17 protein-coding genes and 1 pseudogene are annotated in these 23771 nt (G+C 41.2%); 7 read left to right on the plus strand and 11 right to left on the minus strand.

Annotation, left to right across the window (positions count from 1 at the left end; all coding sequences use genetic code 11):
• Positions 1–85 precede the first annotated feature (85 nt).
• Positions 86–1495, minus strand: a complete 1410-nt coding sequence (locus DQQ01_RS08850) for an MATE family efflux transporter (RefSeq protein WP_111919727.1) — start codon at positions 1493–1495, stop codon at positions 86–88.
• Positions 1496–1576: 81 nt separating this feature from the next.
• Here DQQ01_RS08850 and DQQ01_RS08855 point away from each other — a divergent pair, with 81 nt between their 5' ends.
• Entirely contained in the window at positions 1577–2608 is a 1032-nt protein-coding gene (locus DQQ01_RS08855; RefSeq protein WP_162624290.1) for an AraC family transcriptional regulator, read from the plus strand.
• On the opposite strand, the gene DQQ01_RS08860 is transcribed toward DQQ01_RS08855, so the two are convergent.
• Both DQQ01_RS08860 and DQQ01_RS08865 read right to left on the minus strand, forming a co-directional pair.
• Positions 2536–3759, minus strand: coding sequence for a sensor histidine kinase (locus DQQ01_RS08860; protein WP_111919729.1), 1224 nt, complete (start codon positions 3757–3759; stop codon positions 2536–2538). The two genes, DQQ01_RS08855 and DQQ01_RS08860, sit on opposite strands and share 73 nt — an antisense overlap.
• Positions 3756–4434 (minus strand): annotated as a pseudogene (locus DQQ01_RS08865) (response regulator transcription factor). Before DQQ01_RS08865 ends, DQQ01_RS08860 begins: the two are co-directional and overlap by 4 nt.
• 415 nt (positions 4435–4849) lie before the next feature.
• On the opposite strand from DQQ01_RS08865, the gene DQQ01_RS08870 reads away from it, so the two are divergent.
• Positions 4850–5116, plus strand: coding sequence for a hypothetical protein (locus DQQ01_RS08870; protein ID WP_111919730.1), 267 nt, complete (start codon positions 4850–4852; stop codon positions 5114–5116).
• Positions 5106–6488: a TrpB-like pyridoxal phosphate-dependent enzyme gene (locus tag DQQ01_RS08875; protein ID WP_111919731.1), complete on the plus strand. Its 1383-nt coding sequence runs from the start codon at positions 5106–5108 to the stop codon at positions 6486–6488. The genes DQQ01_RS08870 and DQQ01_RS08875 overlap by 11 nt, the downstream gene beginning before the upstream one ends.
• Positions 6489–6592: 104 nt before the next feature.
• Here the strand turns inward: DQQ01_RS08875 and DQQ01_RS08880 are convergent, their stop codons facing one another.
• The 8 genes from DQQ01_RS08880 to DQQ01_RS08915 all read right to left on the minus strand — a co-directional run bounded on the left by DQQ01_RS08880 (position 6593) and on the right by DQQ01_RS08915 (position 20778).
• The gene (locus tag DQQ01_RS08880; protein WP_111919732.1) at positions 6593–7780 is read right to left on the minus strand and encodes an LL-diaminopimelate aminotransferase; all 1188 of its coding nucleotides are present in this window, start codon (positions 7778–7780) and stop codon (positions 6593–6595) included.
• Between the two features lie 26 nt (positions 7781–7806).
• A complete protein-coding gene (gene carB / locus DQQ01_RS08885) occupies positions 7807–10989 on the minus strand; it encodes a carbamoyl-phosphate synthase large subunit (RefSeq protein ID WP_111919733.1) in 3183 nt (1060 codons plus the stop codon).
• A complete protein-coding gene (gene carA / locus DQQ01_RS08890; protein ID WP_111919734.1) occupies positions 10973–12073 on the minus strand; it encodes a glutamine-hydrolyzing carbamoyl-phosphate synthase small subunit in 1101 nt (366 codons plus the stop codon). The genes carB and carA overlap by 17 nt, the downstream gene beginning before the upstream one ends.
• Before the next feature lie 15 nt (positions 12074–12088).
• Positions 12089–13507: an amidophosphoribosyltransferase gene (gene purF, locus DQQ01_RS08895; protein WP_111920875.1), complete on the minus strand. Its 1419-nt coding sequence runs from the start codon at positions 13505–13507 to the stop codon at positions 12089–12091.
• 20 nt (positions 13508–13527) lie between these two features.
• On the minus strand, positions 13528–15249 hold the full coding sequence (gene glmS / locus DQQ01_RS08900; protein WP_111919735.1) for a glutamine--fructose-6-phosphate transaminase (isomerizing): 1722 nt from the start codon (positions 15247–15249) through the stop codon (positions 13528–13530).
• 4 nt (positions 15250–15253) lie between these two features.
• Positions 15254–16867 (minus strand): CTP synthase, encoded by a 1614-nt coding sequence (locus DQQ01_RS08905; RefSeq protein ID WP_111919736.1) that lies wholly within the window; start codon positions 16865–16867, stop codon positions 15254–15256.
• A 53-nt stretch (positions 16868–16920) separates the two neighbouring features.
• Positions 16921–18501, minus strand: a complete 1581-nt coding sequence (gene asnB / locus DQQ01_RS08910) for an asparagine synthase B (protein ID WP_111919737.1) — start codon at positions 18499–18501, stop codon at positions 16921–16923.
• A 174-nt stretch (positions 18502–18675) separates the two neighbouring features.
• On the minus strand, positions 18676–20778 hold the full coding sequence (locus DQQ01_RS08915; protein ID WP_111919738.1) for a glutamine synthetase III family protein: 2103 nt from the start codon (positions 20776–20778) through the stop codon (positions 18676–18678).
• A 369-nt stretch (positions 20779–21147) separates the two neighbouring features.
• Between DQQ01_RS08915 and DQQ01_RS08920 the strand changes: the two genes are divergently transcribed.
• Genes DQQ01_RS08920 through DQQ01_RS18530 form a run of 4 tightly spaced genes read left to right on the plus strand, consistent with a single transcriptional unit; the run spans position 21148 to position 23754 of the window.
• On the plus strand, positions 21148–22245 hold the full coding sequence (locus DQQ01_RS08920; protein ID WP_111919739.1) for a class II glutamine amidotransferase: 1098 nt from the start codon (positions 21148–21150) through the stop codon (positions 22243–22245).
• Positions 22242–22592, plus strand: a complete 351-nt coding sequence (locus DQQ01_RS18520; protein ID WP_330407412.1) for a 4Fe-4S binding protein — start codon at positions 22242–22244, stop codon at positions 22590–22592. The genes DQQ01_RS08920 and DQQ01_RS18520 overlap by 4 nt, the downstream gene beginning before the upstream one ends.
• Positions 22547–23314 carry a glutamate synthase-related protein gene (locus DQQ01_RS18525; RefSeq protein ID WP_330407413.1) on the plus strand — a complete coding sequence of 256 codons (768 nt, stop codon included), beginning with the start codon at positions 22547–22549 and terminating at the stop codon, positions 23312–23314. Before DQQ01_RS18520 ends, DQQ01_RS18525 begins: the two co-directional genes overlap by 46 nt.
• A complete protein-coding gene (locus DQQ01_RS18530; RefSeq protein ID WP_330407733.1) occupies positions 23245–23754 on the plus strand; it encodes a glutamate synthase-related protein in 510 nt (169 codons plus the stop codon). Before DQQ01_RS18525 ends, DQQ01_RS18530 begins: the two co-directional genes overlap by 70 nt.
• The last annotated feature ends 17 nt before the right edge of the window (positions 23755–23771 follow it).

The raw sequence follows: 23771 nt of genomic DNA on the forward strand, positions 1-23771 counted from the left end.
TTGCACCTTAAAGAACCCTAATTCTATTCCATAAAAAAAGCCTGTATCAAACAATTATGTTTGTACAAGCTGTGTAAAATCATTTTTATTTTTTCTGTATTCTATCTCTTTTCCCTGTAGTTTTACACCTAAAATGTGTAGAGGAATTATCGGTCATGCTCCTGATTTGTATGTAATAAACAGGCACTAAACACACACATGCTCCCAGCCAAGCTAATGGTGTTGCTACGCAGACACCTATGTATCCAAACATAGAACATATTAGCATGGTGCTTCCAATGCGCATTACCAGCTCAATGAAACATGCAAAAAACGGGGCAACTGTGTTTTGCATACTCTGTATCGCACATCGATATATTGTAAGTATGCCAAGAAGAACGTAACTTGGAGCTATCCAATACAAATATCCGTTTGAGTAATATCTAATTTCTGCCCCTGGGTTTGCAATAAACATTTCTACAATTACATTCCGTAAAAGCAAAATTCCAACACACATAACTATATTTAAGACTTCTGTTTGAACAAGGGCTGCCCGTACTCCCTGGCTAATACGCAGCTGATTCCTTGCACCGTAGTTTTGGGAGACATACGCAGATAATGTCGATGACATTGCGTTGTTTACCAGAACAGATATCTGATCTGCTTTAGTTGCTGCAGTATATCCGGCGATTGCCTGACTCCCCAGACTATTTACCGCACTCTGCATGGAAAGTTGACCAATACACATGACAGACATTTGGAATCCCATAGGAAATCCTACCTTTACTAATTGAGAAGCATAAGGCTTTATACCTTCAAAATCTTGTTTGGATAAATGTAATTCTCTAAACTTTTTTACACCGGCAACTGTACATAAAATAGCCGAAACAAACTGAGACAGCACAGTTGCCCAGGCTGCTCCTGCTATTCCGCTTTTCATCGGAACAATAAACACAATGTCTAATACGATATTTAAGATAGAAGAAAATATCAGGCAAAACAGAGGAATTTCGGAATCTCCCAATGCCCGCAAAATGTTAGAAATAGCGTTATAAAAAAATGTAGCTCCGCTTCCTAACAGAATAATGAACATATAGATATAAGCTTCCTTGTATATATCCTGTGGTGTTTTCATTACCCTTAAAATAGGGTGTGAAAATCCGCAGAAAAGTGCTGTGATTATAATAGTAAAACCGATACATAAAACTGCTGTTGCAGCAATACACTTTTTCATTCCTTTTTCATCTTTCGCTCCACATTTCTGTCCAAGACAAATTCCAAATCCATTGGTAATTCCTTGTATAAAACATAAAACAAAGTAGACAATAATACTGGTCGCTCCTACTGCTGCAAGCGATTCTGCTCCCAGTGTCTGCCCCACAATTACGCTGTCGGCCAGTGTATAAAAAAGCTGAAAAAGATTTCCCCCTATTACCGGGAGCGCAAATCTTAAAATAGAAATGAATGGGCTTCCAACTGTAAATTCTATAGTTTTTGTACTTTTGGATCGTTTCATGATAATCCCCCTTGATATTTATTTATGTATCCTTTATATTAATACCTATATTGATAACAAAACATGGATGGGGGTATTAACATGAAAAAGAGAACTGTGCCTATAAATGAAACAAAAAAAGAATTGGTTGAACACAGTACCTTTTTCTTTCCTCTTACCGTATCCCACGACGATCTTTTCTCCTTTGAAGAAAAATGTATCCGTTGTCACTGGCATGATGATCTGGAAATAGGAATTGTAAAACAAGGGATTGTGGAATACCAAATAGCTGAAACATCCTATTTTTTGTATCCCGGAGACGCCATCACGATTAATTCCGATATTCCTCACAGTGCATTTCCTGTACAAAACAGCCGCGCAATCATCGATACTATCATTTTACAACCAATGTTTCTTTACGATATACCAGGAAACGACCTGGATAGAACTTGCTTCCATCCATTTTTATATAATACCAATATTCCCTGTGTACCGCTGTTTCAGAAAAATTCCTCCGATAAGCTTCTAATAGAAAAGTTGGAGGAAATTATCCGCCTATTTGACAGCAAATCTGACTTTTTTCAATTAAAAATCAAGAGTCTTATATTAGACTATTTCTACATGATCCTTTTAAATAACAAAAATAAGCTTAAACTTTTTTCTCCATCAAACCAGGAGCATTTACGCAAATTACGGATTATGCTTGATTATCTGCATGAACATTATCAAAAACCATTCTCTCTAAATGAACTGGCAAAGCATACCGCAATGTCAAAAGAAACCTGTTGTAGAATTTTTAAGCACATGACAGGCGTCACCATTTCGCAATACTTGACAGATTATCGCATTACGCAGAGTTTAAAATACTTATGTGATGGTAACTATTCCATTGCCAACGTTTCTGCACTTTGCGGTTTTAGCAGCCAAAGTCGATATGCCAAAGCCTTCCGTTTGAAAATAGGATGTAACCCAGGAAAATACCTCCACTCCGACTTTAATATCATAAAAAATCACTGTAATTCAGAACCCTGTATTGATTTTGTATCCGTTCTGTTAAAAATTTATGCTGGAAGGTTTACTGTAATCCGCAACGATTTTTCATCCCTTGTTTCCGCAAGAATTTTCCCTTTGTGAGACTCTACCGTAGCTGCTGCAATCGAAAGTCCTAAACCATATCCGCCGGTCTGGGAATTTCTGGAAGCATCTGTACGGTAAAACCGGTCAAATAAATGGGGAATCTGTTCTTTGGAAATAAATTCTGTTGTATTAAAAACAGACAGGCAGATACGGTTTTTCTTCTTTTCCAAAGTAACAGAAATCTGCCCATTTATGTTGGTATATTTTACTGCATTGTCAAGAAGAATCGTTATGAGACCACGGATTGCTTTTTCATCACCCTTCATGGAAATCATTGGTTCAATGGTGCTTGTTAAACTTTTTTCCTGTATCTTTGCCGGAGCCTGGAAGGTATGACATACTTCTTCCACCATATCGGATAGCGGAAATTCTATTTTTCTAAAACTGTTCTGCCCTTCCTCCATACGGGAAAGCATGACAAGGGTATTGGTCAGGTCTGCAAGCCGTTTTGTCTGTCCCTGGATATCCTGCAGCCATTCATTTTCCCCAAAGTCCATTTCCAAAACCTCGGTATCAGCTTCAATAATCGTCAATGGGGTTTTTAATTCATGTCCTGCATCGGTAATAAAACGTTTCTGTTTCTCATAATTATCAGAGAATGGCTTTACAATACGGGCAGATAAATAAACCATTAAAATAAACACAGATAAGAGCCCAATGCCGGATACACCAAATGTTGTCAGCAAAAAGTTCTGGAAATTGTCTAATTGCCGCCTGCAATCCAGGAAAATAATACGTACTTCCCCATTGGAAGAACATCTCCAATACCGGTAATCCTCCAAAAATCCTTTTTCTGTTTCTTTTTCCCAAACTTCTGAAGCATATTCCATTGCTTTTGCTGTATCAATGGACACTATCTTTGAAGTATCTGTTAAAATGATGTCACCATTTTCATTAAGTAAAACAGAAAAAAATCTGGACTCATAAGGAATTTCCGGTGACATTCCAGGCCGGTCATCTTTTCTGTTTCCTGGGAATTTTTGCGGGAATTTTCCTGCATTTTCCTCCAGAATTTCGAGAACCCGATCAGCATCTTCCACGACTTTCCTGTAATTTAAAATGCCTACGATTCCTCCAATCACAAAAAGAACGAAAAAAAGTGAAGCCATAGATGCAGCAATTAATTTGATACGAAGTTTTTTGATCATGACGGATTCTCCTCCAGTGAATATCCTGCGTTTCTTGTGGCTTTGATTTGGATATCTGCGTGGAGGGCAGATAATTTTTTCCTCAGATAAGAAATATAAACCCATACCACATTGATTTCTGCTTCACTGTCATATCCCCATATTTTTTCCAGGAAACGTTCCGAGGAAATGAGCTGGTGAGGATTGCACATCAAAAGCTCCAGCATTTGAAACTCTTTGTTCGCAAGGCGGAAACTTCCTTTTGCAGTAGAAAGTTCAAAAGTAGCCCGGTCTAGCGTTACATTTCCCATAGTTAGTTTTGAGTTTACCTGTGCGGCTTGTGTTCTTGTGATGGCACGGATTCTTGCCAGAAGTTCTTTAGAATGAAAAGGTTTTGCCAGATAATCATTGGCTCCGGCATCCAGCCCTTCCACCTTATCATCTACTTCTGATTTTGCTGTCAATAATAGAATCGGGATGAGATTTCCCTTTTCCCTGACTCTTTTTAATACAGTAAGGCCATCTACCTTGGGCATCATAATGTCTAAAGATTACCCCGTCATAATTATCCATTTCCAGATAATCCAATGCACTTTGACCATCATAAACTGCATCTACAGAATAATTATTTCTTTCCAAAATTGCCACTAGTGCTTTCGATAATGCTTTTTCATCTTCTGCCAATAATAACCGCATTGTATATGCTCCTCCTCATTACACTTTTTCAACCTCATCATCAAATAAATCTATTTCTTTTAAAAATAAATGTAGAACCTTAATTATAACTTAAAAACACCATTGATATGGCATATTATATCTTAAGCAAAAAAATTTTTCCAGTTTTTTAACTTTCCTATTGACACCCATATCAATCAGTGTTAATATCATGTCAATTCAATATGATAAACTGTTGAAGCGGAGATAACGGCAATGACGCCTTTACAGAGAGCCTGTGTTGCTGAGAGTCAGGTGAGAAACAAGTTGTCAAATGGACCGCTGAGGGTGCAGTCAAAAGTGTATATTTATTTACACCTAGTATTCTGCAACGTGTAGGCATACGTAAGTTGCCGGGGATATGTTGGTATCCTGCTAAGCGCATAGGAGTAATCCTATGAATCAAGGTGGTACCGCGGATAGTGTCGTACTGTATATATTTGTACGTGATTCGTCCTTGACAGATTGTTGTATTCTGTCAGGGATTTTTTTATTTTTCAGATTCCTGGTTCAGGATAAAAACCAAGTGAAGTTTTCTTTATTACGAGGAGGCGAATATCATGTTATTAACCAAACGATGGCGTCGAATGATTGTACAGAAATAGTAAAGCAACTCAAAACACATAACCAGCATTTATTTGGAGGTAATGACTATGAAAAATGAAAAAATCCCCTACAAAATCTATCTGAATGAATCCGAGATGCCAAAAGCATGGTACAATCTGCGTGCTGATATGAAACAAAAACCGGCGCCATTATTAAATCCTGGCACACACCAACCGATGAAAGCCAAAGAACTGGTAGGTGTATTCTGTGAGGAACTGATTGCACAGGAACTTGACAATGATACTGCTTACTTTGAAATTCCGGAAGAAATTCGATCATTCTATAAAATGTATCGTCCATCTCCTCTTGTTCGTGCTTACTGTCTGGAGGAAAAGCTAGGAACTCCTGCAAAAATCTATTACAAATTTGAAGGAAATAACACCAGTGGCAGCCATAAACTAAACTCAGCTATTGCACAGGCTTATTACGCTAAAAAACAGGGACTTAAAGGAGTGACCACAGAAACCGGAGCCGGTCAATGGGGTACTGCCCTTTCCATGGCTTGTTCCTACTTTGATCTTGACTGTAAAGTATATATGGTAAAATGCTCTTATGAGCAAAAACCTTTCCGACGTGAAGTCATGCGCACATACGGTGCATCAGTGACACCATCTCCTTCCATGGAAACAGAAGTTGGAAGAAAGATTCTTGCAGAACATCCGGGAACTACCGGAAGCCTCGGCTGTGCCATCTCTGAAGCTGTAGAAAAAGCTGTAACAAGCGATGGTTACCGGTATGTGTTAGGCAGCGTTCTTAATCAGGTACTTCTGCATCAATCTGTGATTGGTTTGGAAACCAAAGCTGCACTCGATAAATTCAATATTAAGCCGGATATTATCATTGGATGTGCTGGCGGCGGGTCTAATCTTGGTGGTCTGATCGCACCATTTATGGGAGAAAAACTTCGTGGAGAAGCAGATTACCGTATCATAGCTGTCGAACCAGCATCTTGTCCTAGTTTTACCAGAGGTATATATGCCTACGACTTTTGTGACACAGGTATGGTATGCCCACTTGCAAAGATGTATACTCTTGGCAGTGACTTTATCCCTTCTGCGAACCACGCAGGTGGTCTTCGCTATCATGGCATGAGTTCTACTCTATCGGAGCTTTACCATCAGGGACTTATGGAAGCAACCAGTGTAAAACAGACGGAAGTCTTTGAAGCAGCCGAGTACTTTGCCCGAGTAGAAGGAATCTTGCCTGCACCGGAAAGTTCCCATGCGATACGTGTTGCTATTGATGAAGCATTGAAATGCAAAAATAACGGGGAAGAAAAAACAATTGTATTTGGTCTTACAGGCACCGGATATTTTGATATGGTTGCATATGAAAAATTCCACGATGGCGATATGGACGATTACATCCCATCTGATGAGGAACTGGCTGTTTATCGCAACAAACTTCCTATAGTGGCAGTAAAATCCTGAAAACCTGATCTGTTCGTTATATGTATCCTTAATATGAACAAATGCATTCATAACAGAGTGGAATTATTTCTGCTCTCAAAATGAATGCATTTGTCTTTTCATTATTATTTTGAAAATAACGTTACAATCCTTTCTGCCGCTTCTTTTGTATCCTCCGGTGAACCAAATGTTGAAAAACGAAAATACCCTTCTCCCGCTGCGCCGAATCCTTCTCCCGGGGTTCCCACAACCTGTATTTTATGTAATAAGTAGTCAAAAAATTCCCAACTTTTCATTCCCTTCGGACACCGCATCCAGATATACGGCGCATTCTTACCACCGCAATACCAGATTCCAATCTGATCAAGTGCTTTCATCAATATCTTTGCATTTCTCTTATAAATCTGAATATTTTCGTGAATCTGTCTTTGTCCTTCTTCTGTGAAGACTGCTGCCCCACCTTTCTGAATGATGTAAGACACACCGTTCGTTTTTGTTGTACGATTTCGTATCCACATTTCATTTAGGTTCATACCATTGCGTTTCAAAGCTTTTGGTATTACCGTATATCCAAGTCTGGTACCTGTAAAACCAGCCGTCTTAGACAATGAACATATTTCAATCGCACATGTTTTTGCTCCATCCAGTTCAAAAATGCTGTGGGGAAGTGTCTCATCCTCAATGAAAGCTTCGTATGCCGCATCGAATAGAATAACCGAACCGTTCTCGTTTGCAAAATCTACCCATGCTTGAAGTTGTTCACGTGAGAAAACTGCTCCGGTAGGATTGTTAGGTGAACATATATATAATAAATCAGCCTTTATATCTTCACCTGGCTCTGGTAAAAAGTTATTTTCTTCTGAAGAAGAAAGGTGCACAATCTTCCTTCCAGCCATTACATTCGCATCCACATATGCCGGGTAAGCCGGCTCAATTACCAAAGCAGAACTGGAGCGTTCAAATAAATCTAAAATATCTCCAAGTTCATCACTTGCTCCACTGGAAACGAACACCTCATCTGCTGATAAAGAAACGCCTCTTTTTTCATAATGCTCTGCTATCTTTTCTCTCAAGAAAGAGGCGCCGCATTCCGGCATATATCCATGAAAACTGCTTTTTGAAGCCTGATCGTCCACTGCCTCATGCAACGCCCGGATCACAGCATCGCACAATGGCAGTGAAACGTCTCCAATCCCCATTCTTAAAAGCTTTGTCCCAGGATGCTGTTCTACATAAGCCTTCGTCTTCTGAGCAATATTGTAAAAAAGATAGGAATCTTTCAATTCGCTGTAATACTTGTTTGGTCTGATCATTTTATTTTCCTCCTTGTAGAATTCTTTCATTCTGCATCAATCGTAGAAACACCAATTGTCACTTCTTCTAAAACATCTAAAAGTACTTTTACCGTATCCAGAGATGTAAGCATAGTTATATTGTTCTGCGTTGCCGCATTTCGGATTGCAACTCCATCTTCATAATGAACACCGGAAAGAATTGCACGGGTATTGATAACATAACTGACGTATCCTGCACGGATTGCATCCAGTATCTCACTGCTTCCTTCTGATGGTTTTCTAAGTATACGAGTACGGATTCCATACTGTTTTAAATACTCTCCTGTAAGAGAGGTTGCTTCTATATTAAACCCCATATCATAAAAACGTCTGATTAGCGGAAGGGCTTCGGCTTTATCCTCATCTGCCAGCGTCACGATGACTGTTCCATAATTCTGCACACGAATACCGGAAGCAATCATTGCTTTATACATTGCTCTGTGAAGTTTTTTATCATATCCGATTGCTTCTCCCGTTGATTTCATCTCCGGTGACAGGTAAGCATCCATACCATTCAGCTTTGCAAAGGAAAACACTGGTGCTTTTACATACCACCTCTTCTTTTCTTCGGGATAACTCACAGTAATTCCCTGCTCCTTCAGACTAATTCCAAGAATGACTTTCGTTGCAATATCAGCCAAGGGATATCCAGTTGCTTTTGACAAAAATGGAACCGTTCTTGAAGACCGCGGATTTACCTCAATGATAGATACATTCTCCTGTTTGTCCACGATAAACTGAATATTAAACAGTCCCATAATGCCAATGCCAATACCCAGTTTTTTCGCATAATCCAAAATCGTAGCCTTTATCTTATCTGAAATACTAAACGTCGGATATACACTGATGGAATCGCCGGAATGAACCCCTGTCCTTTCTACCAGCTCCATGATTCCCGGAACAAATACGTCCGTACCGTCACAAATGGCATCAATTTCGACTTCTTTCCCACAGATGTATTTGTCTACCAATACCGGTTTATCTTCATCAATCTCTACCGCAGTTTTCAGATAGTGCCGCAGGTGGTCTTCCTTTGCCACAATTTGCATGGCTCTTCCGCCAAGTACAAAACTCGGACGTACCAGCACCGGATAGCCTATTTCTTCTGCGGCTTTTACGCCATCTTCTATATTTGTTACAGCCTTTCCTTTTGGCTGTGGTATTTTCAGCTCTGCTAACAGTTTTTCAAATGAATCTCTGTTTTCTGCTTTTTCGATTGCCACACAGTCCGTGCCAATCAATTTCACCCCTCGCCTTCTCAATGAATTTGCCAAATTGATAGCAGTTTGACCGCCAAGTGATACAATAACTCCATCCGGCTTTTCCATTTCAATGACATTCATAACATCTTCTATGCAAAGAGGTTCGAAATACAACTTGTCAGATGTGGTATAATCCGTAGACACAGTTTCTGGATTATTATTGATAATAATAGCTTCATATCCTGCTTCTTTAATGGTTTTCACTGCATGCACTGTTGAATAATCAAACTCAATACCCTGTCCGATACGGATGGGACCGGAACCCAATACAATGATTTTCTTCCTGTCTTCCACGATTGATTCATTTTCATCCTCATAAGTAGAATAAAAATACGGAACATAGCTTTCAAATTCTGATGCACAGGTATCAATCATTTTATAGGCTGGGAAAATGCCATGTGTCTTACGCATTTTGTAAATGTCCGTTTCCGTCATATTCCACAGCCACCCAACTGTTCTATCTGAGAAGCCTGACTTCTTTGCCTGATACAAAAGTTCCCTGTTACCCGTACACTGCTTCAGTTCTTTCTCCATATCAATGATCTTTTTCATCTTATCAAGGAAGAAACGGTCAATGCGTGTCTGCTCCCTGATATTGGAAATCGATTCACCCATTCGGAGCAACTGGGCAATGGCAAAGATACGGTCATCCGTTCCGATTTTGATATATTCCATCAAAGCCTTTTTATCTTCTTTTTCAAACTTTTCCATATACAAATGATTTACACCTGTTTCCAGAGAACGGATTGCTTTTAACAGACTCTCATCAAAAGTTCTGCCAATGCTCATGACTTCCCCAGTTGCTTTCATCTGTGTACCCAGCTTCTGATTTGCATCGGTAAATTTATCAAATGGAAAACGCGGCATTTTTGTTACCACATAATCCAGAGCCGGTTCAAAGGATGCAGGCGTATTTACCAGCATAATCTCATCCAGAGTCATTCCTACACTGATTTTCGCAGATACCCTTGCAATCGGATATCCGCTTGCCTTTGATGCCAATGCAGAGGAACGGGATACGCGTGGATTTACCTCGATCAGATAATACTGAAAAGAATCCGGATCAAGTGCAAACTGTACATTACAACCTCCCTCCACGTTCAAGGCACGGATGATTTTCAAGGCACTGTCACGAAGCATCTGATATTCTTTATTCGTCAGTGTCTGTGACGGACATACCACAATGGAATCTCCTGTGTGAATTCCTACCGGATCTAGATTTTCCATATTACAGATCGTAATTGCCGTGTCATTAGCATCACGTATCACTTCATATTCAATTTCTTTAAATCCCTTGACGCTTTTCTCTATCAGAACCTGATGAACCGGCGATAAAGCGAGAGCATTATTAATCAGACTGAGAACCCCCTGTTCATCATCTGCAAAACCGCCTCCGGTTCCGCCAAGGGTAAATGCCGGGCGAAGTACCACAGGATAGCCAATATCCTCAGCAGCTTTTATAGCTTCCTCCACCGTATTAACAATGACAGACGGAAGCACTGACTCTCCTAAGTTTTCGCAAAGCTCTTTAAAAAGTTCCCTATCCTCTGCCCGTTCAATGCTCTCACTTCCAGTTCCTAAAAGTTCCGCATGGCACTCTTTCAAAATTCCTTTTTTCTCAAGCTGTATTGCCAGATTAAGCCCTGTCTGACCGCCCATTCCCGGTATAATAGCATCCGGACGTTCATGACGGACAATCTTGGCTAAGTATTCCAAAGTCAACGGCTCCATATATACTTTATCTGCAATGGTGGTATCTGTCATGATTGTTGCTGGATTGGAGTTGCACAATACGACTTCATATCCTTCCTCTTTCAGCGCAATACATGCCTGCGTCCCTGCATAGTCAAATTCTGCCGCCTGACCGATCACAATTGGACCGGAACCAATGACAAGTATTTTCTTCAAGTCAGTTCTTTTCGCCATCTTTTGTTCCCTCCATCATTTCTATAAACTGCTCAAACAAATATCCACTGTCCTGCGGTCCCGGTGCGCTTTCCGGGTGATATTGTACACTGAACACCTTATCTTCCTCACATACAACACCTTCTACTGTCTGATCCAGAAGATTTATATGTGTTACTTTCAACTGGGTATCCCTGAGACTTTCCCTGTCCACTGCATAGGAATGATTCTGGGAAGTAATCTCTATCTTTCCTGTCAGAAGATTTTTTACCGGATGATTCCCTCCCCTGTGTCCAAATTTTAACTTATAGGTTCTTGCCCCATAGGCAAGAGAAATGATCTGATGGCCAAGGCAGATTCCAAGGATCGGATATTTCCCCCGTAGGTTTCTCACCAGCTCTATAACCGGCTGTACATCCATCGGATCTCCCGGTCCATTGGATAAAAAAATGCCGTCAGGTTTTACTTTGTCTATTTCTTCTATGGACGTATTCCACGGAAATATCGTCACGTTACAGCCTCGTTTGTTTAAACTCCGCACAATATTCTGCTTCATTCCACAATCAATGGCAGCTACCTGATATTTTCCGTTTGGAATCCTATATTGCTGAATCTCTTTTCTGCTCACAAAAGCTACTGCATCTTTTGGTATATCATAGGAACCCAGTTTGCAAAGTCCCTCCAGCAGGAGAGTACCCGCATCTGTAATCAATACTTTTCGGCTTCCCAAATCACGGATAGAACGTACCAGCTTTCTGGTATCAATTCCATAAATCCCTGGAATCCGGTATTTCTCCATGATTTCGGATAATGTATATTTACTGCGGAAGTTGGATGGCTGATCATTATAATCCCTTACAACCAATCCTCCAATCGTTGGCGTTTCTGTTTCAAAATCTTCTTCAGCAATCCCATAGTTACCAATCAGCGGATATGCCATCACAACAGTCTGATAAGTATAGGACGGATCAGAGATGATTTCCTGATACCCCACCGGAGAGGTATTAAATACGATTTCCGTGACTTTCTCATCTTCGGAACCAAAACCATATCCATAATATTCACTGCCATCTTCCAGAATCAGCTTTCTGTCAAATTTTTTCATAATATCCTCTTCTTTCTAAACCCGCTCAGACAGTTTCCCTTCAAAGCGGTCTTTACGCAAATCTGTCGGAATTTCGGTTGGATATTCTCCATTAAAGCAGGCAGCACAATACTCGTTATTGTCAATCAGCTTACTCAGTTTCTCTACCCCTAAATATCCCAAAGAATCCACTCCAATCGTTTCTGCGATCTCTTCCATACTGTGATGACAGGCAATCAGATTCTCTTCTGAATCAATGTCCGTACCATAATAGCAGGGATGTAAAAACGGGGGCGCTGAAATTCTCATATGTATTTCTTTCGCTCCTGCGTCACGCAACAGCTTTACAATTCGTTTACTGGTTGTACCTCTTACAATAGAATCGTCAATGAGCACGACACGTTTTCCATCGATTACATTTTTTACAGGAGAAAGCTTGATCCTGACTTTATCCAGACGTTCATTTTGTCCCGGAGAAATGAATGTTCTTCCAATGTATTTGTTTTTGATCAGTCCCATCCCATACGGAATACCAGATTTGTTCGCATAACCCAGGGCTGCGTCTAGACCGCTGTCCGGAACCCCGATCACAATATCCGCATCCGCCGGATAACTCTCTGCCAGCAGCTTTCCTGCGTGCATTCGTGATTCATGGACTGAAATACCATCTATGACAGAATCCGGTCTTGCAAAATAGATATATTCAAAGATACAGGTTTTCTTCTTCTGCTTTCCGCAGCGTTCTTTCCTTGATACCACGCCATTTTGACTAAACACCAGAATCTCACCGGGAATCAGATCTCTGATAAATTTCGCCCCAACCGCTGACAGTGCGCAGCTTTCGGATGCCGCCACATAAGAGCCATCCGGCATCTGTCCATAACAAAGCGGTCGGAATCCATAAGGATCTCTTGCCGCGATCATCTTTCCAGATGACAGCAAAACCAATGAGTAGGCACCCTCCAGTAAATTCATGGTATTGCTTACTGCTTCTTCTATACTCGGTGTCCTCAGTCTTTCTCTTGTGATCATGTACGCAATGGTTTCTGTATCGCTGGTAGTATGAAAAATAGCTCCAGATAATTCTAACTTATCACGCAACTCCAATGCATTACTCAAATTTCCGTTATGCGCCAGCGCCATTTTTCCCTTTTGGTGGTTCACTTCAATGGGTTGACAGTTATTTCGTGTTGTTCCGCCAGTTGTTCCATATCTTACATGCCCCACTGCCATAATCCCTTCTGGCAAACGGGACAAGATATCTTTAGAAAACACATCGCTCACAAGCCCCAAATCCTTATAAGACGAAAATACACCATCATCATTTACAACAATGCCGCAGCTTTCCTGTCCTCTGTGCTGCAGGGCATAAAGTCCATAATAGACAAACTCTGCAACATTTTCTCTTTTTGTACTCATCACTCCGAACACACCGCATTCTTCATGAATAGCCATCACTTCATTTCCTCCCACAATCATTCTACTGTAACAGATTTTGCCAGATTCCTCGGCTTATCAATATCACAGCCTCGATTTAATGCAACATAATATGCGAAAAGCTGCAATGGTATTACACCAAGAACTGGCTGCAAAAGCAAATGTGTCTTTGGTATTACAAACATTTCCGATGCCTGACTGCCTATCTGGTTTACAGTCAGCTCTGTAGTCAGTGCAATTACTTCAGCACCTCTGCTTTTTACTTCCACGATATTAGACAGTGATTTTTCTTTCAGTTTCAGAGAACCTTCTAATCCAAGTGCATAGTCAAGATTACGCCCAATATAAAAAATACTGTTATGATTGAAATAGTTGGCTGCTGTTTTCTGATAATGCTCCAAATTGTTTAAAATGACACTTATCTTTTCCGGCAGACTTTGAAGTTCCCTGATAATCGCCGCATATTCGTCCTGCTCAATTCTGTTTAACTGTTTTGTAAGATAATTTCCCAACATAAGTAAAAGCACCATCTGTGTGGTATACGCTTTTGTGGTTGCTACTGCAATCTCCGGTCCTGCCCAAGTGTAAAGTACATAATCTGATTCTCTTGCTATCGAACTTCCCATAACATTTACAATTGACAGGACTTTGGAACCTTTTCGCTTTGCTTCTCGAAGCGCTGCCATAGAATCCAGTGTTTCTCCAGATTGACTGATCACAATTACAAGAGATGATTCACCGAGTAATGGTTCACTGTACCTGAATTCTGATGCCAGACACGCTTCTACTGGAATGTGAAGAAGCTTTTCCCATGCATATTTCCCCACCATACCCACATGATATGCAGAACCACATGCAACAATATAGATTCTAGAAATGTTCTTCATCAACTCTTTCGCGTCATTTAATTCTTCCAGCACAATTTCTCTGTTAACCAGTCTGGGAGAAATTGTTTTCCGCACCGCCTCCGGCTGCTCCATAATCTCTTTCAACATAAAATGTGAATATCCACATTTTTCTGCTGCTGAAACATCCCATTCGATACTATGCTTCTCCTTTTCCAGCTGGAATCGGTCTCGATCAAAAATCTGCACTTGATCTGCTGCAATGACTGCCACTTCCCCGTCCTCCATATAAGTGACTGTTCTCGTATGTGACAAAAGAGCAGTCACATCAGAAGCAATATAATTTTCTCCCTTGCCATAACCGATCAGCAAAGGAGCATCCTTTCTTGCGGCAATCATCTGTCTTGGATGATCGGAACAGAGAATTCCCATTGCATAGGCGCCTTTGATACGATTCAAAACCGCATAAACCGCATCCATAAGGTTTTCATTTTTTTTATAGTAATATTCTAATAACTGAACAATCACCTCTGTATCCGTATCGGAAGAAAAAGTAATTCCTTTGCGGATAAGGGATTGTTTGATTTCCTGATAATTTTCAATAATCCCATTATGGACAACTGCTATCTTCCCTTCCTGTCCGACATGAGGATGGGCATTCGTATCATTTGGCTCACCATGGGTTGCCCATCTCGTATGACCAATCCCAACGTTACCAGACAATGGTTGTTGAGAGTCCAGTAATTCCCTCAGAACAGACAAACGACCTTTACTTTTTTTCACTTGCAGCCTTCCATTCTCTGATACAACTGCGACTCCTGCCGAGTCATAGCCTCTGTATTCCAGTCGTTCCAGACCATCAAGCAATTTCGGTACAGCCTCTGTCCTTCCTGTAAATCCAATAATTCCACACATTTTTCTACCTCTCTTTTCTTTTTGACTCCTTGCATGACGTCGAAATAAATTCTTTAAACAATGGATGTGACTGATTGGGACGGCTCTTAAATTCCGGATGAAACTGTACACCTAAAAAAAACGGATGTTCCTTTAATTCTATGGTTTCCACCAATCTGTCATCCGGAGAAGTACCGCTGATTACAAGTCCGGCTCTCACCAATGGCTCACGATACTCATTATTAAACTCATAACGATGACGATGACGCTCATGAATCAGTTTGTCACCATAGCATTTTTCTATTTTTGTCCCAGCTTTGATACTACAAGGATAACTCCCCAGTCGGAGTGTACCGCCTTTATCTCTTCTCTCACTCTGCCCCGGCATAAAATTAATAACCTTATGGGTACACTGCTCGTCAAATTCTCCCGAATGAGCATCTTCAATTTTCAGAACATTCCTTGCAAATTCTATAACAGCAATCTGCATCCCCAGGCAGATACCAAAATATGGAATCTGATTTTCACGGGCATATTTTGCCGACAGGATCATTCCTTCAACACCACGGTTTCCAAATCCTCCTGGAATGATAATTCCATCCAATCCTTTTAATATATCGTTTACGTTCTCTTTCGTAATATTTTCTGAATCAATCCAGTTTATTTTTACAAATGTATTCAACTCATATCCTGCATGATCCATTGCTTCTGCCACAGAGAGATATGCGTCATGAAGCTTTACATACTTTCCAACAAGACCAATATGCACTTCTTCAGAACGATTTCGGATACGGTCTACCATCTGTTTCCACTCCTCCAAATTCGGCTTAGGCGCATCAATATGAAGTTCTCTGCATACAACATCTGAAAATCCCGATTCTTCCAGCATCAATGGTGCTTCGTATAAATTTTGTAACGTTCTGTTTTCAATCACACAGTCTGGCTTCACATTACAGAAAAGAGAAATTTTCTGAAATATAGATTCTTCCAGAGGTTTATCAGATCGCAGAACGATAATATCAGGATTGATACCCAGTCCTCGAAGTTCCTTGACTGAATGCTGCGTTGGTTTTGACTTGTGTTCTTCAGAGCCACTCAAATAAGGAACTAATGTCACATGAATAAACAAGCTGTTTGCCGCGCCGACTTCCAGAGAAACCTGACGTACAGCTTCCAAAAATGGCTGAGATTCGATATCACCTATCGTTCCGCCAATCTCTGTGATGACAACATCTGCATCCGTCTTTTTTCCTACACGATATACAAATTCTTTAATCTCATTTGTAATATGTGGAATCACCTGAACTGTAGAACCAAGGTATTCTCCTCTTCGTTCCTTGTTTAATACGTTCCAATAGACCTTTCCTGTAGTTAGATTTGAATATTTATTTAAATCTTCATCAATAAATCTCTCGTAATGCCCCAGATCCAAATCCGTTTCTGCCCCATCTTCTGTCACAAATACTTCACCATGCTGATATGGACTCATAGTTCCCGGATCCACATTAATGTACGGGTCTAACTTCTGTGCTGCTACTTTTAAACCTCTTGATTTTAAAAGTCTGCCCAGCGAAGCCGCCGTAATCCCTTTTCCCAGACCGGATACCACGCCTCCGGTCACAAAAATATATTTGGTCATGATTATATCCTTTCCTTTCTTGCATTTCGGTACTTTTTCTTCAAAAATTACTTTTATTTTCCACTATCACCATAATTCAAAAGTACCCTTGCCGAAGGATCATTCACATTACATCCTTCCCATTCTTTGTTTGGCATCCAGAAATCTGCAATCATCTCAGCCTGTCCCGGATAATATCTCTCAAAAATCTCTCTGTACAATAAGGACTCTTTCGTAAATGGTCTGGCATGGGTATATTTTTCGCATCTTTCTTGGAACTCGAAATCAGTATATCTGCTTTCTGCGTATTCCTTCAGATAATCAACCATGGAATGCCCTACTGCATCGGAAAAGGCTGCTTTTTCTCTCCATAGAATTTCTTCCGGCAAGTAACCGTCCTGTTCAAACGCATGACGGAGCAGATATTTTCCTTTTCCGTAAGTGTTAAGCTTTAATCCCGGATCTGCCGCCATCACATATTTTACAAAGTCTAAATCACCAAATGGAACTCTTGCTTCCAAAGAGTTTACAGAAATACATCGATCTGCACGAAGCACATCATACATATGCAATTCCCTGATCCTTTTTTTGGATTCTGTCTGAAAAGCTTCCGCATTCGGTGCAAAATCTGTATATTTATAGCCAAATAATTCATCGGAAATTTCTCCGGTAAGCAGTACACGAATGTCTGTCTGCTCATGAATGGCTTTGCAGACCAGATACATGCCCACCGATGCACGTATGGTGGTGATATCATAGGTTCCCAGAATCCGGATTACTTCTTCCAGTGTATCAATAACTTCCTCCGGTGTCATATAAACCTCTGTATGCTCACTGCCAATATACTTCGCTGTCTGCCTGGCATACTTTAAGTCAATGGCATCTTCCGTCATACCAATGGCAAAGGTACGGATGGGGGTTGTGCTTTCTTTTGCCGCAATGGCGCAGACGAGAGACGAATCCAGTCCGCCGGATAGAAGAAATCCCACCTTAGCATCTGCTACAAGGCGTTTTTTTACCCCTGCTATGAGCAGATCATGAATCTTCCGGCATACAGTTTCCAGATCATCCCGGCATACATCTTCGGTTTCTGCAATATCGCAGTAGCAGGTAAAGCTGCCATTTTTATAATAGTATCCAGGCGGAAAGGGCATGATTTTGTTCGTTAACCCTACCAGATTTTTGGCTTCGCTGGCAAACAGAATCACACCTTTTTCGTCGTATCCATAATAAAGAGGACGTATTCCAATGGGATCTCTGGCGGCAATATATTCCCCTTTTTCCCCATCATAGAGAATCAAAGCAAATTCTGCATCCAGCATGGCAAACATATCTGTACCGTATTCCTTATACAGCGGCAAAAGAATTTCACAGTCCGAATCACTTACAAAGGAATAACGGCAGGACAAATCTTCTTTTATTTTCTCAAATCCATAAATCTCCCCATTGCAGACTACATAACTGCTGCCCATCTGGAAAGGCTGCATCCCGGACGGTGTCAGCCCCATAATGGCCAGCCTGTGAAACCCAAGAAGACCATTTCCCGTATCAATAATCCGGCTGTCATCCGGACCTCTGGAAATGGTTTGGTCAAAACCTTGTTTAAATTTATCTAAATCGGCTTCTTGGCCGCAATATCCCATAATCGAACACATACATTTTACCTCCATTTTCAGGAGCCGCTACATGGCTCTCACTCTCCCATACTCGCTGTAAACAGTTTCCTGTACTTTCATTTATTCTACATCCTGTAAAGCATCAAAGCCTTCCTCGCCAGTTCTGATCTTCATCACATTTTCCACGTCATAAACAAAACCCGATTTTCATTTTTATTTTACACTAAACAACAAGTCTCCATAGGTTGGGAACGGCCAGTATTTCTTTGCCGTAACGGTTTCTGCTTCATCACAGGCAATTCTCAATTCTTGCATTCTGATTAATACCGTATCTCGGATTTCACAAGACTGTGTGTTAATATCTTTCACATCCTGAATTTCTACCAATGCAGTTTCCAATGCATCTGTCCTGAATGCTATCTGATCTGTAAGTATAGAAAGTTTCTTTATCAAACTACTTTCATACTGACATGCCAGTGTCTTATCTACACTTTTTTTTGTAGAAACTGTCTTTGCCAATTCCATTGTATAAGCCTCTACCGCCGGAATAATTTCTCTTTTTGCCATGTCCACCATGGTATTTGCTTCTATTACAATAGTTTTACAGTAGTTTTCCAGCATAATCTCGCATCTTGATTCCAGCTCTGTCCTTGAGAACACCTTATGAGAAGTAAGCATTCTGACATTTTTTTCATCCAACAGATGCGGCATGCAATCCGGTGTGGACGGATAATTCAAAAGTCCTCTTGTTTCTGTTGCTTCTTTTATCCATGCATCATCATAACCATTTCCATTGAAAATAATCCGCTTATGATCTTTGATAGTCTTCCGAATCATGGCATGAAGGGTTTCTTCAAAGTTTTCTGCATTCTCCAGTCTGTCTGCATAGATTTTCAGGCTTTCTGCCACCGCACTGTTGAGCATCATATTGGCACATGCAATGCTGTTGGAAGAGCCCAGCATACGGAATTCAAATTTATTTCCTGTGAAAGCAAAGGGTGATGTGCGGTTTCTATCTGTAGTATCTCGATTAAATTTGGGAAGTACATCCACACCAAGCTTCATTTGTGTTTTCTCTGCTCCCGCATAAGGAATATCTTTTTCAATGGCTTCTAAAACACCGTTTAGCTCATCGCCCAGAAACATAGATACCACTGCAGGCGGAGCTTCATTTGCCCCCAAACGATGGTCGTTTCCCGCTGTTGCTACAGACAGTCTTAAAAGATCTTGATAATCATCTACTGCTTTGATCACCGCACACAAAAACAGTAAAAACTGAGCATTCTCATATGGTGTTTCTCCCGGTGACAACAGGTTTACACCTGTGTCCGTGGAGATAGACCAGTTGTTATGTTTTCCGCTTCCATTGACTCCGGCAAAAGGTTTTTCGTGAAGCAGGCAAACAAGTCCATGTTTTGCAGCTACTTTTTGCATCATTTCCATCGTAAGCTGGTTATGATCCGTAGCAATGTTGGTTGTTGTATAGATAGGAGCCAGCTCATGCTGCGCCGGAGCCACTTCATTGTGCTGCGTCTTGGCAAGAATGCCTAGTTTCCATAGCTCCTCATTTAAGTCTGCCATGTAAGCTTCCACTCTTGGTTTAATCACACCGAAATAATGGTCATCCATCTCCTGTCCTTTCGGAGGTCTTGCACCAAATAAAGTACGTCCTGTAAATTGAAGATCCTTTCTCTGATCATACATTTCTTTTGTAATGAGGAAGTATTCCTGCTCCGGCCCTACAGAGGTGGTAACATAGTTTACCTTGTCATTACCAAAGAGACGGAGAATCCGAAGTGCCTGTTTATTCAGAGCCTTCATGGAACGAAGCAGCGGTGTTTTCTTATCCAGGGCTTCTCCTCCATAGGAACAAAAGGCGGTTGGAATACATAAGGTTTTTCCCTTAATAAATGCATAAGAAGTAGGATCCCATGCAGTATATCCTCTTGCCTCAAAGGTAGCTCTTAAACCACCGGAGGGAAAAGAAGAGGCATCCGGTTCTCCCTTAATCAGCTCTTTTCCGGAAAATTCCATGATAACGCCTCCGTTTGGAGAGGGCGAAATAAAACTGTCATGTTTTTCCGCTGTGATTCCGGTAAGAGGCTGAAACCAGTGGGTATAATGAGTTGCACCTTTTGATACCGCCCATTCCTTCATTGCTTCTGCCACAGCATCTGCTACACTGCTATCCAGTTTCACACCTTCATCTATGGTTTTTCTCAAAGACTGGTACACTTTTGCAGATAAGCGCGCTTTCATAACCCTATCATCAAATACCATACATCCAAAGTATTTTGATACATTTTTTCTTTTCATAATGACAACTCCTTTCATATTAAAAGGCAAGGATGTCTTTCCTGATATCTACATGAAAGACGCCCTTGCCTTCTTTAAACTACTTGATTGTAACAATGGAAAAAGCGTCTCTGAGATTATACACTCAAAGACGCCCTTGCCTTTACGTTTTGGATAATAACACCAGACAAACCTCTTTGTCAATAATTTTTTTGTTTTTTTCAAATATAAATCCACCATACAAAATCTCCGAAAATTTTATTGACAAATAAGTTATATCGTTGTATAAATATGCGTATGAGCAAAGGCGTTCATTTCGGAAGCAGATATTCTCTGCTTCCGAAATGAACGCCTTTTTCTTTAAAATAAAAGAGAGGAAGGGAATGGAAAATGAAAAAAGAAGGTCAGATACGGATTCCTTCCGGATGTGCCATTGCAGCTATGATTTCCAGAAAAGGGAAAAGAATATCCGGGGAAAGCATTACCAATGCAATGAAACCTATGCACGACCGTTCCAATGGTTTAGGGGGCGGCTTTGCCGGTTACGGAATTTATCCAGAGTATAAAGATTTTTATGCATTTCATATGTTTTTTGACAGCAGGGCTACCAGAAAAGAATGTGAGGTATTTTTAAAGGAGCGATTTGAAATCGTACAATCGGAAATCATTCCCACCCGGAAAATACCGGAGATCACAGATGAGCCTATTATTTGGAGATATTTTGTGGCTCCCTTAAAGTCCCTTCTCACATCCATGCAGCTGGATGAAAAGGAATATGTGGTACGCACGGTGATGAAGATCAATACCGAGATGCCCGGAGCCTATGTCTTTTCCAGTGGAAAAAATATGGGAACCTTTAAGGCAGTTGGTTATCCGGAGGACATTGGTGTTTTCTATAAATTAGATGAATACCAGGGATATTCCTGGACTGCTCACGGTCGGTACCCTACCAACACTCCAGGCTGGTGGGGAGGAGCACATCCCTTTACTCTTCTGGATTCTTCTGTTGTACATAACGGAGAGATTTCTTCCTATGATGCCAACCGCCGATTCATGGAAATGTTTGGATATAAGTGTACTCTTCAAACGGATACAGAAGTCATTACGTATATTTTAGATTACCTGCTCCGCCGGCAAAGTCTGACTCTTGGAGAAGCCTCCAGCGTCATTGCTGCTCCGTTTTGGAGTACCATTGCATCAAAAGCTGATCTGGAAGACCAGAAAAAACATACCTACTTAAGAACAATGTTTCCAAGCCTTCTGATCACCGGACCATTTTCCATTGTCTTTGGCTTTAACGGCGGACTGATGGCACTCAATGACCGACTAAAACTTCGCTCTATGGTTGTAGGAGAAAAAGAAGATATGGTTTATATTGCCAGTGAAGAAACCGCTATCCGTGCCATGGAGCCGGATGCTGAAAATATCTGGGCTCCTGCCGGCGGAGAGCCGGTTATTATAACAGTAAAGGATGGTGTTTTAGTATGAGCATTGCATTTATCTACCCGGAATTTGAAGTGATTCGAAATGAAAACCGCTGTATTTCCTGCCGGATCTGCGTCCAGCAGTGTGCGAATGGCGTACATTCCTATAACAGTGAAACAAAGCGTATGGAATGCGACGAGAGTAAATGTGTAAACTGCCACCGCTGTGTTTCCTTCTGCCCTACCAGAGCCTTAAAAATCACCAAAAGCAACTGCTCTTTCCGTGAAAATACAAACTGGTCAGAAGGCACCATGAAAGAAATCTATAAACAGGCCAACAGCGGCGGTGTTCTGCTCTCTCTTCCATGGGAAATCCCAACCCTCTCCCCGTTTATTGGGACCGTATTTTAATCAATGCTTCCCAGGTGACCAATCCTCCCATTGACCCTCTGCGGGAGCCTATGGAAACCAAAGTTTATCTCGGAAAAAAACCAGAGCAGGTACATCGGCTTGCAGACGGAACTTTAGACTGTACACTTCCTCCTCAATTGGAACTGTCTATGCCTGTGATGTTTTCTGCTATGAGCTATGGCTCCATCAGTTATAATGCACACAAATCTCTGGCACTTGCAGCAACGGAACTTGGAATTCTTTATAATACCGGAGAAGGGGGGCTTCACGAAGATTTTTATTGTTATGGAGAAAACACCATTGTCCAGGTAGCATCCGGACGCTTTGGCGTCCATGAAGCATATTTAAATGCAGGCGCCGGTATTGAAATCAAAATGGGTCAGGGAGCAAAACCGGGAATTGGAGGCCATCTTCCAGGAACAAAGATTGTAGGAGACGTATCTCGCACAAGAATGATTCCGGAGGGATCTGATGCCATCTCCCCGGCGCCTCACCATGATATCTATTCCATTGAAGATCTGCGGCAACTGGTCTACTCTCTGAAAGAAGCTACCGAATATAAAAAACCAATTATTGTAAAAGTTGCAGCTGTCCACAATATATTGCAGCAATTGCCAGTGGAATCGCCCGTAGCGGCGCTGATATCATTGCCATTGACGGGTTTCGAGGCGGCACTGGAGCAGCGCCTACCAGAATCCGTGATAATGTGGGAATTCCAATAGAACTTGCACTCGCAGCAGTAGATCAAAGGCTTCGTGATGAAGGAATCCGCAACCAAGTTTCGCTTGTAGTAGGAGGCAGCATTCGCAGCGCTTCTGATGTGGTAAAAGCAATTGCTCTTGGAGCAGATGCATGCTATATTGCAACAGCTGCTCTTCTGGCTCTGGGATGCCATCTCTGCCGTACTTGTCAGAGTGGTATCTGCAACTGGGGAATTGCCACACAGCGTCCGGAGCTGGTGAAAAGACTGAATCCGGAAACAGGAAGCCAGCGACTTGTGAATCTAATGACAGCATGGAAGCATGAGATTAAAGAACTCATGGGCGGCATGGGAATCAACTCCATAGAGGCTTTGCGTGGAAACCGCCTGATGCTGCGCGGCATTGGATTAACAAAAAAAGAACTTGAGATACTTGGTATCTCTCATGCAGGAGAATGCTAACCTATTGTTACTGTTAA

It is taken from the genome of Blautia argi (assembly GCF_003287895.1).
In the GTDB taxonomy this organism is placed as follows: Bacteria; Bacillota; Clostridia; order Lachnospirales; family Lachnospiraceae; genus Blautia; species Blautia argi.

Coding starts and splice junctions, on each gene's coding strand:
- DQQ01_RS08850 (WP_111919727.1), bottom strand. CDS start 1,495: ATGAAACGATCCAAAAGTACAAAAACTATAGAATTTACAGTTGGAAGC.
- DQQ01_RS08855 (WP_162624290.1), top strand. CDS start 1,577: ATGAAAAAGAGAACTGTGCCTATAAATGAAACAAAAAAAGAATTGGTT.
- DQQ01_RS08860 (WP_111919729.1), bottom strand. CDS start 3,759: ATGATCAAAAAACTTCGTATCAAATTAATTGCTGCATCTATGGCTTCA.
- DQQ01_RS08870 (WP_111919730.1), top strand. CDS start 4,850: ATGAATCAAGGTGGTACCGCGGATAGTGTCGTACTGTATATATTTGTA.
- DQQ01_RS08875 (WP_111919731.1), top strand. CDS start 5,106: ATGAAAAATGAAAAAATCCCCTACAAAATCTATCTGAATGAATCCGAG.
- DQQ01_RS08880 (WP_111919732.1), bottom strand. CDS start 7,780: ATGATCAGACCAAACAAGTATTACAGCGAATTGAAAGATTCCTATCTT.
- carB (WP_111919733.1), bottom strand. CDS start 10,989: ATGGCGAAAAGAACTGACTTGAAGAAAATACTTGTCATTGGTTCCGGT.
- carA (WP_111919734.1), bottom strand. CDS start 12,073: ATGAAAAAATTTGACAGAAAGCTGATTCTGGAAGATGGCAGTGAATAT.
- purF (WP_111920875.1), bottom strand. CDS start 13,507: ATGGCTATTCATGAAGAATGCGGTGTGTTCGGAGTGATGAGTACAAAA.
- glmS (WP_111919735.1), bottom strand. CDS start 15,249: ATGTGTGGAATTATTGGATTTACAGGAAGGACAGAGGCTGTACCGAAA.
- DQQ01_RS08905 (WP_111919736.1), bottom strand. CDS start 16,867: ATGACCAAATATATTTTTGTGACCGGAGGCGTGGTATCCGGTCTGGGA.
- asnB (WP_111919737.1), bottom strand. CDS start 18,501: ATGTGTTCGATTATGGGATATTGCGGCCAAGAAGCCGATTTAGATAAA.
- DQQ01_RS08915 (WP_111919738.1), bottom strand. CDS start 20,778: ATGAAAAGAAAAAATGTATCAAAATACTTTGGATGTATGGTATTTGAT.
- DQQ01_RS08920 (WP_111919739.1), top strand. CDS start 21,148: ATGAAAAAAGAAGGTCAGATACGGATTCCTTCCGGATGTGCCATTGCA.
- DQQ01_RS18520 (WP_330407412.1), top strand. CDS start 22,242: ATGAGCATTGCATTTATCTACCCGGAATTTGAAGTGATTCGAAATGAA.
- DQQ01_RS18525 (WP_330407413.1), top strand. CDS start 22,547: ATGGGAAATCCCAACCCTCTCCCCGTTTATTGGGACCGTATTTTAATC.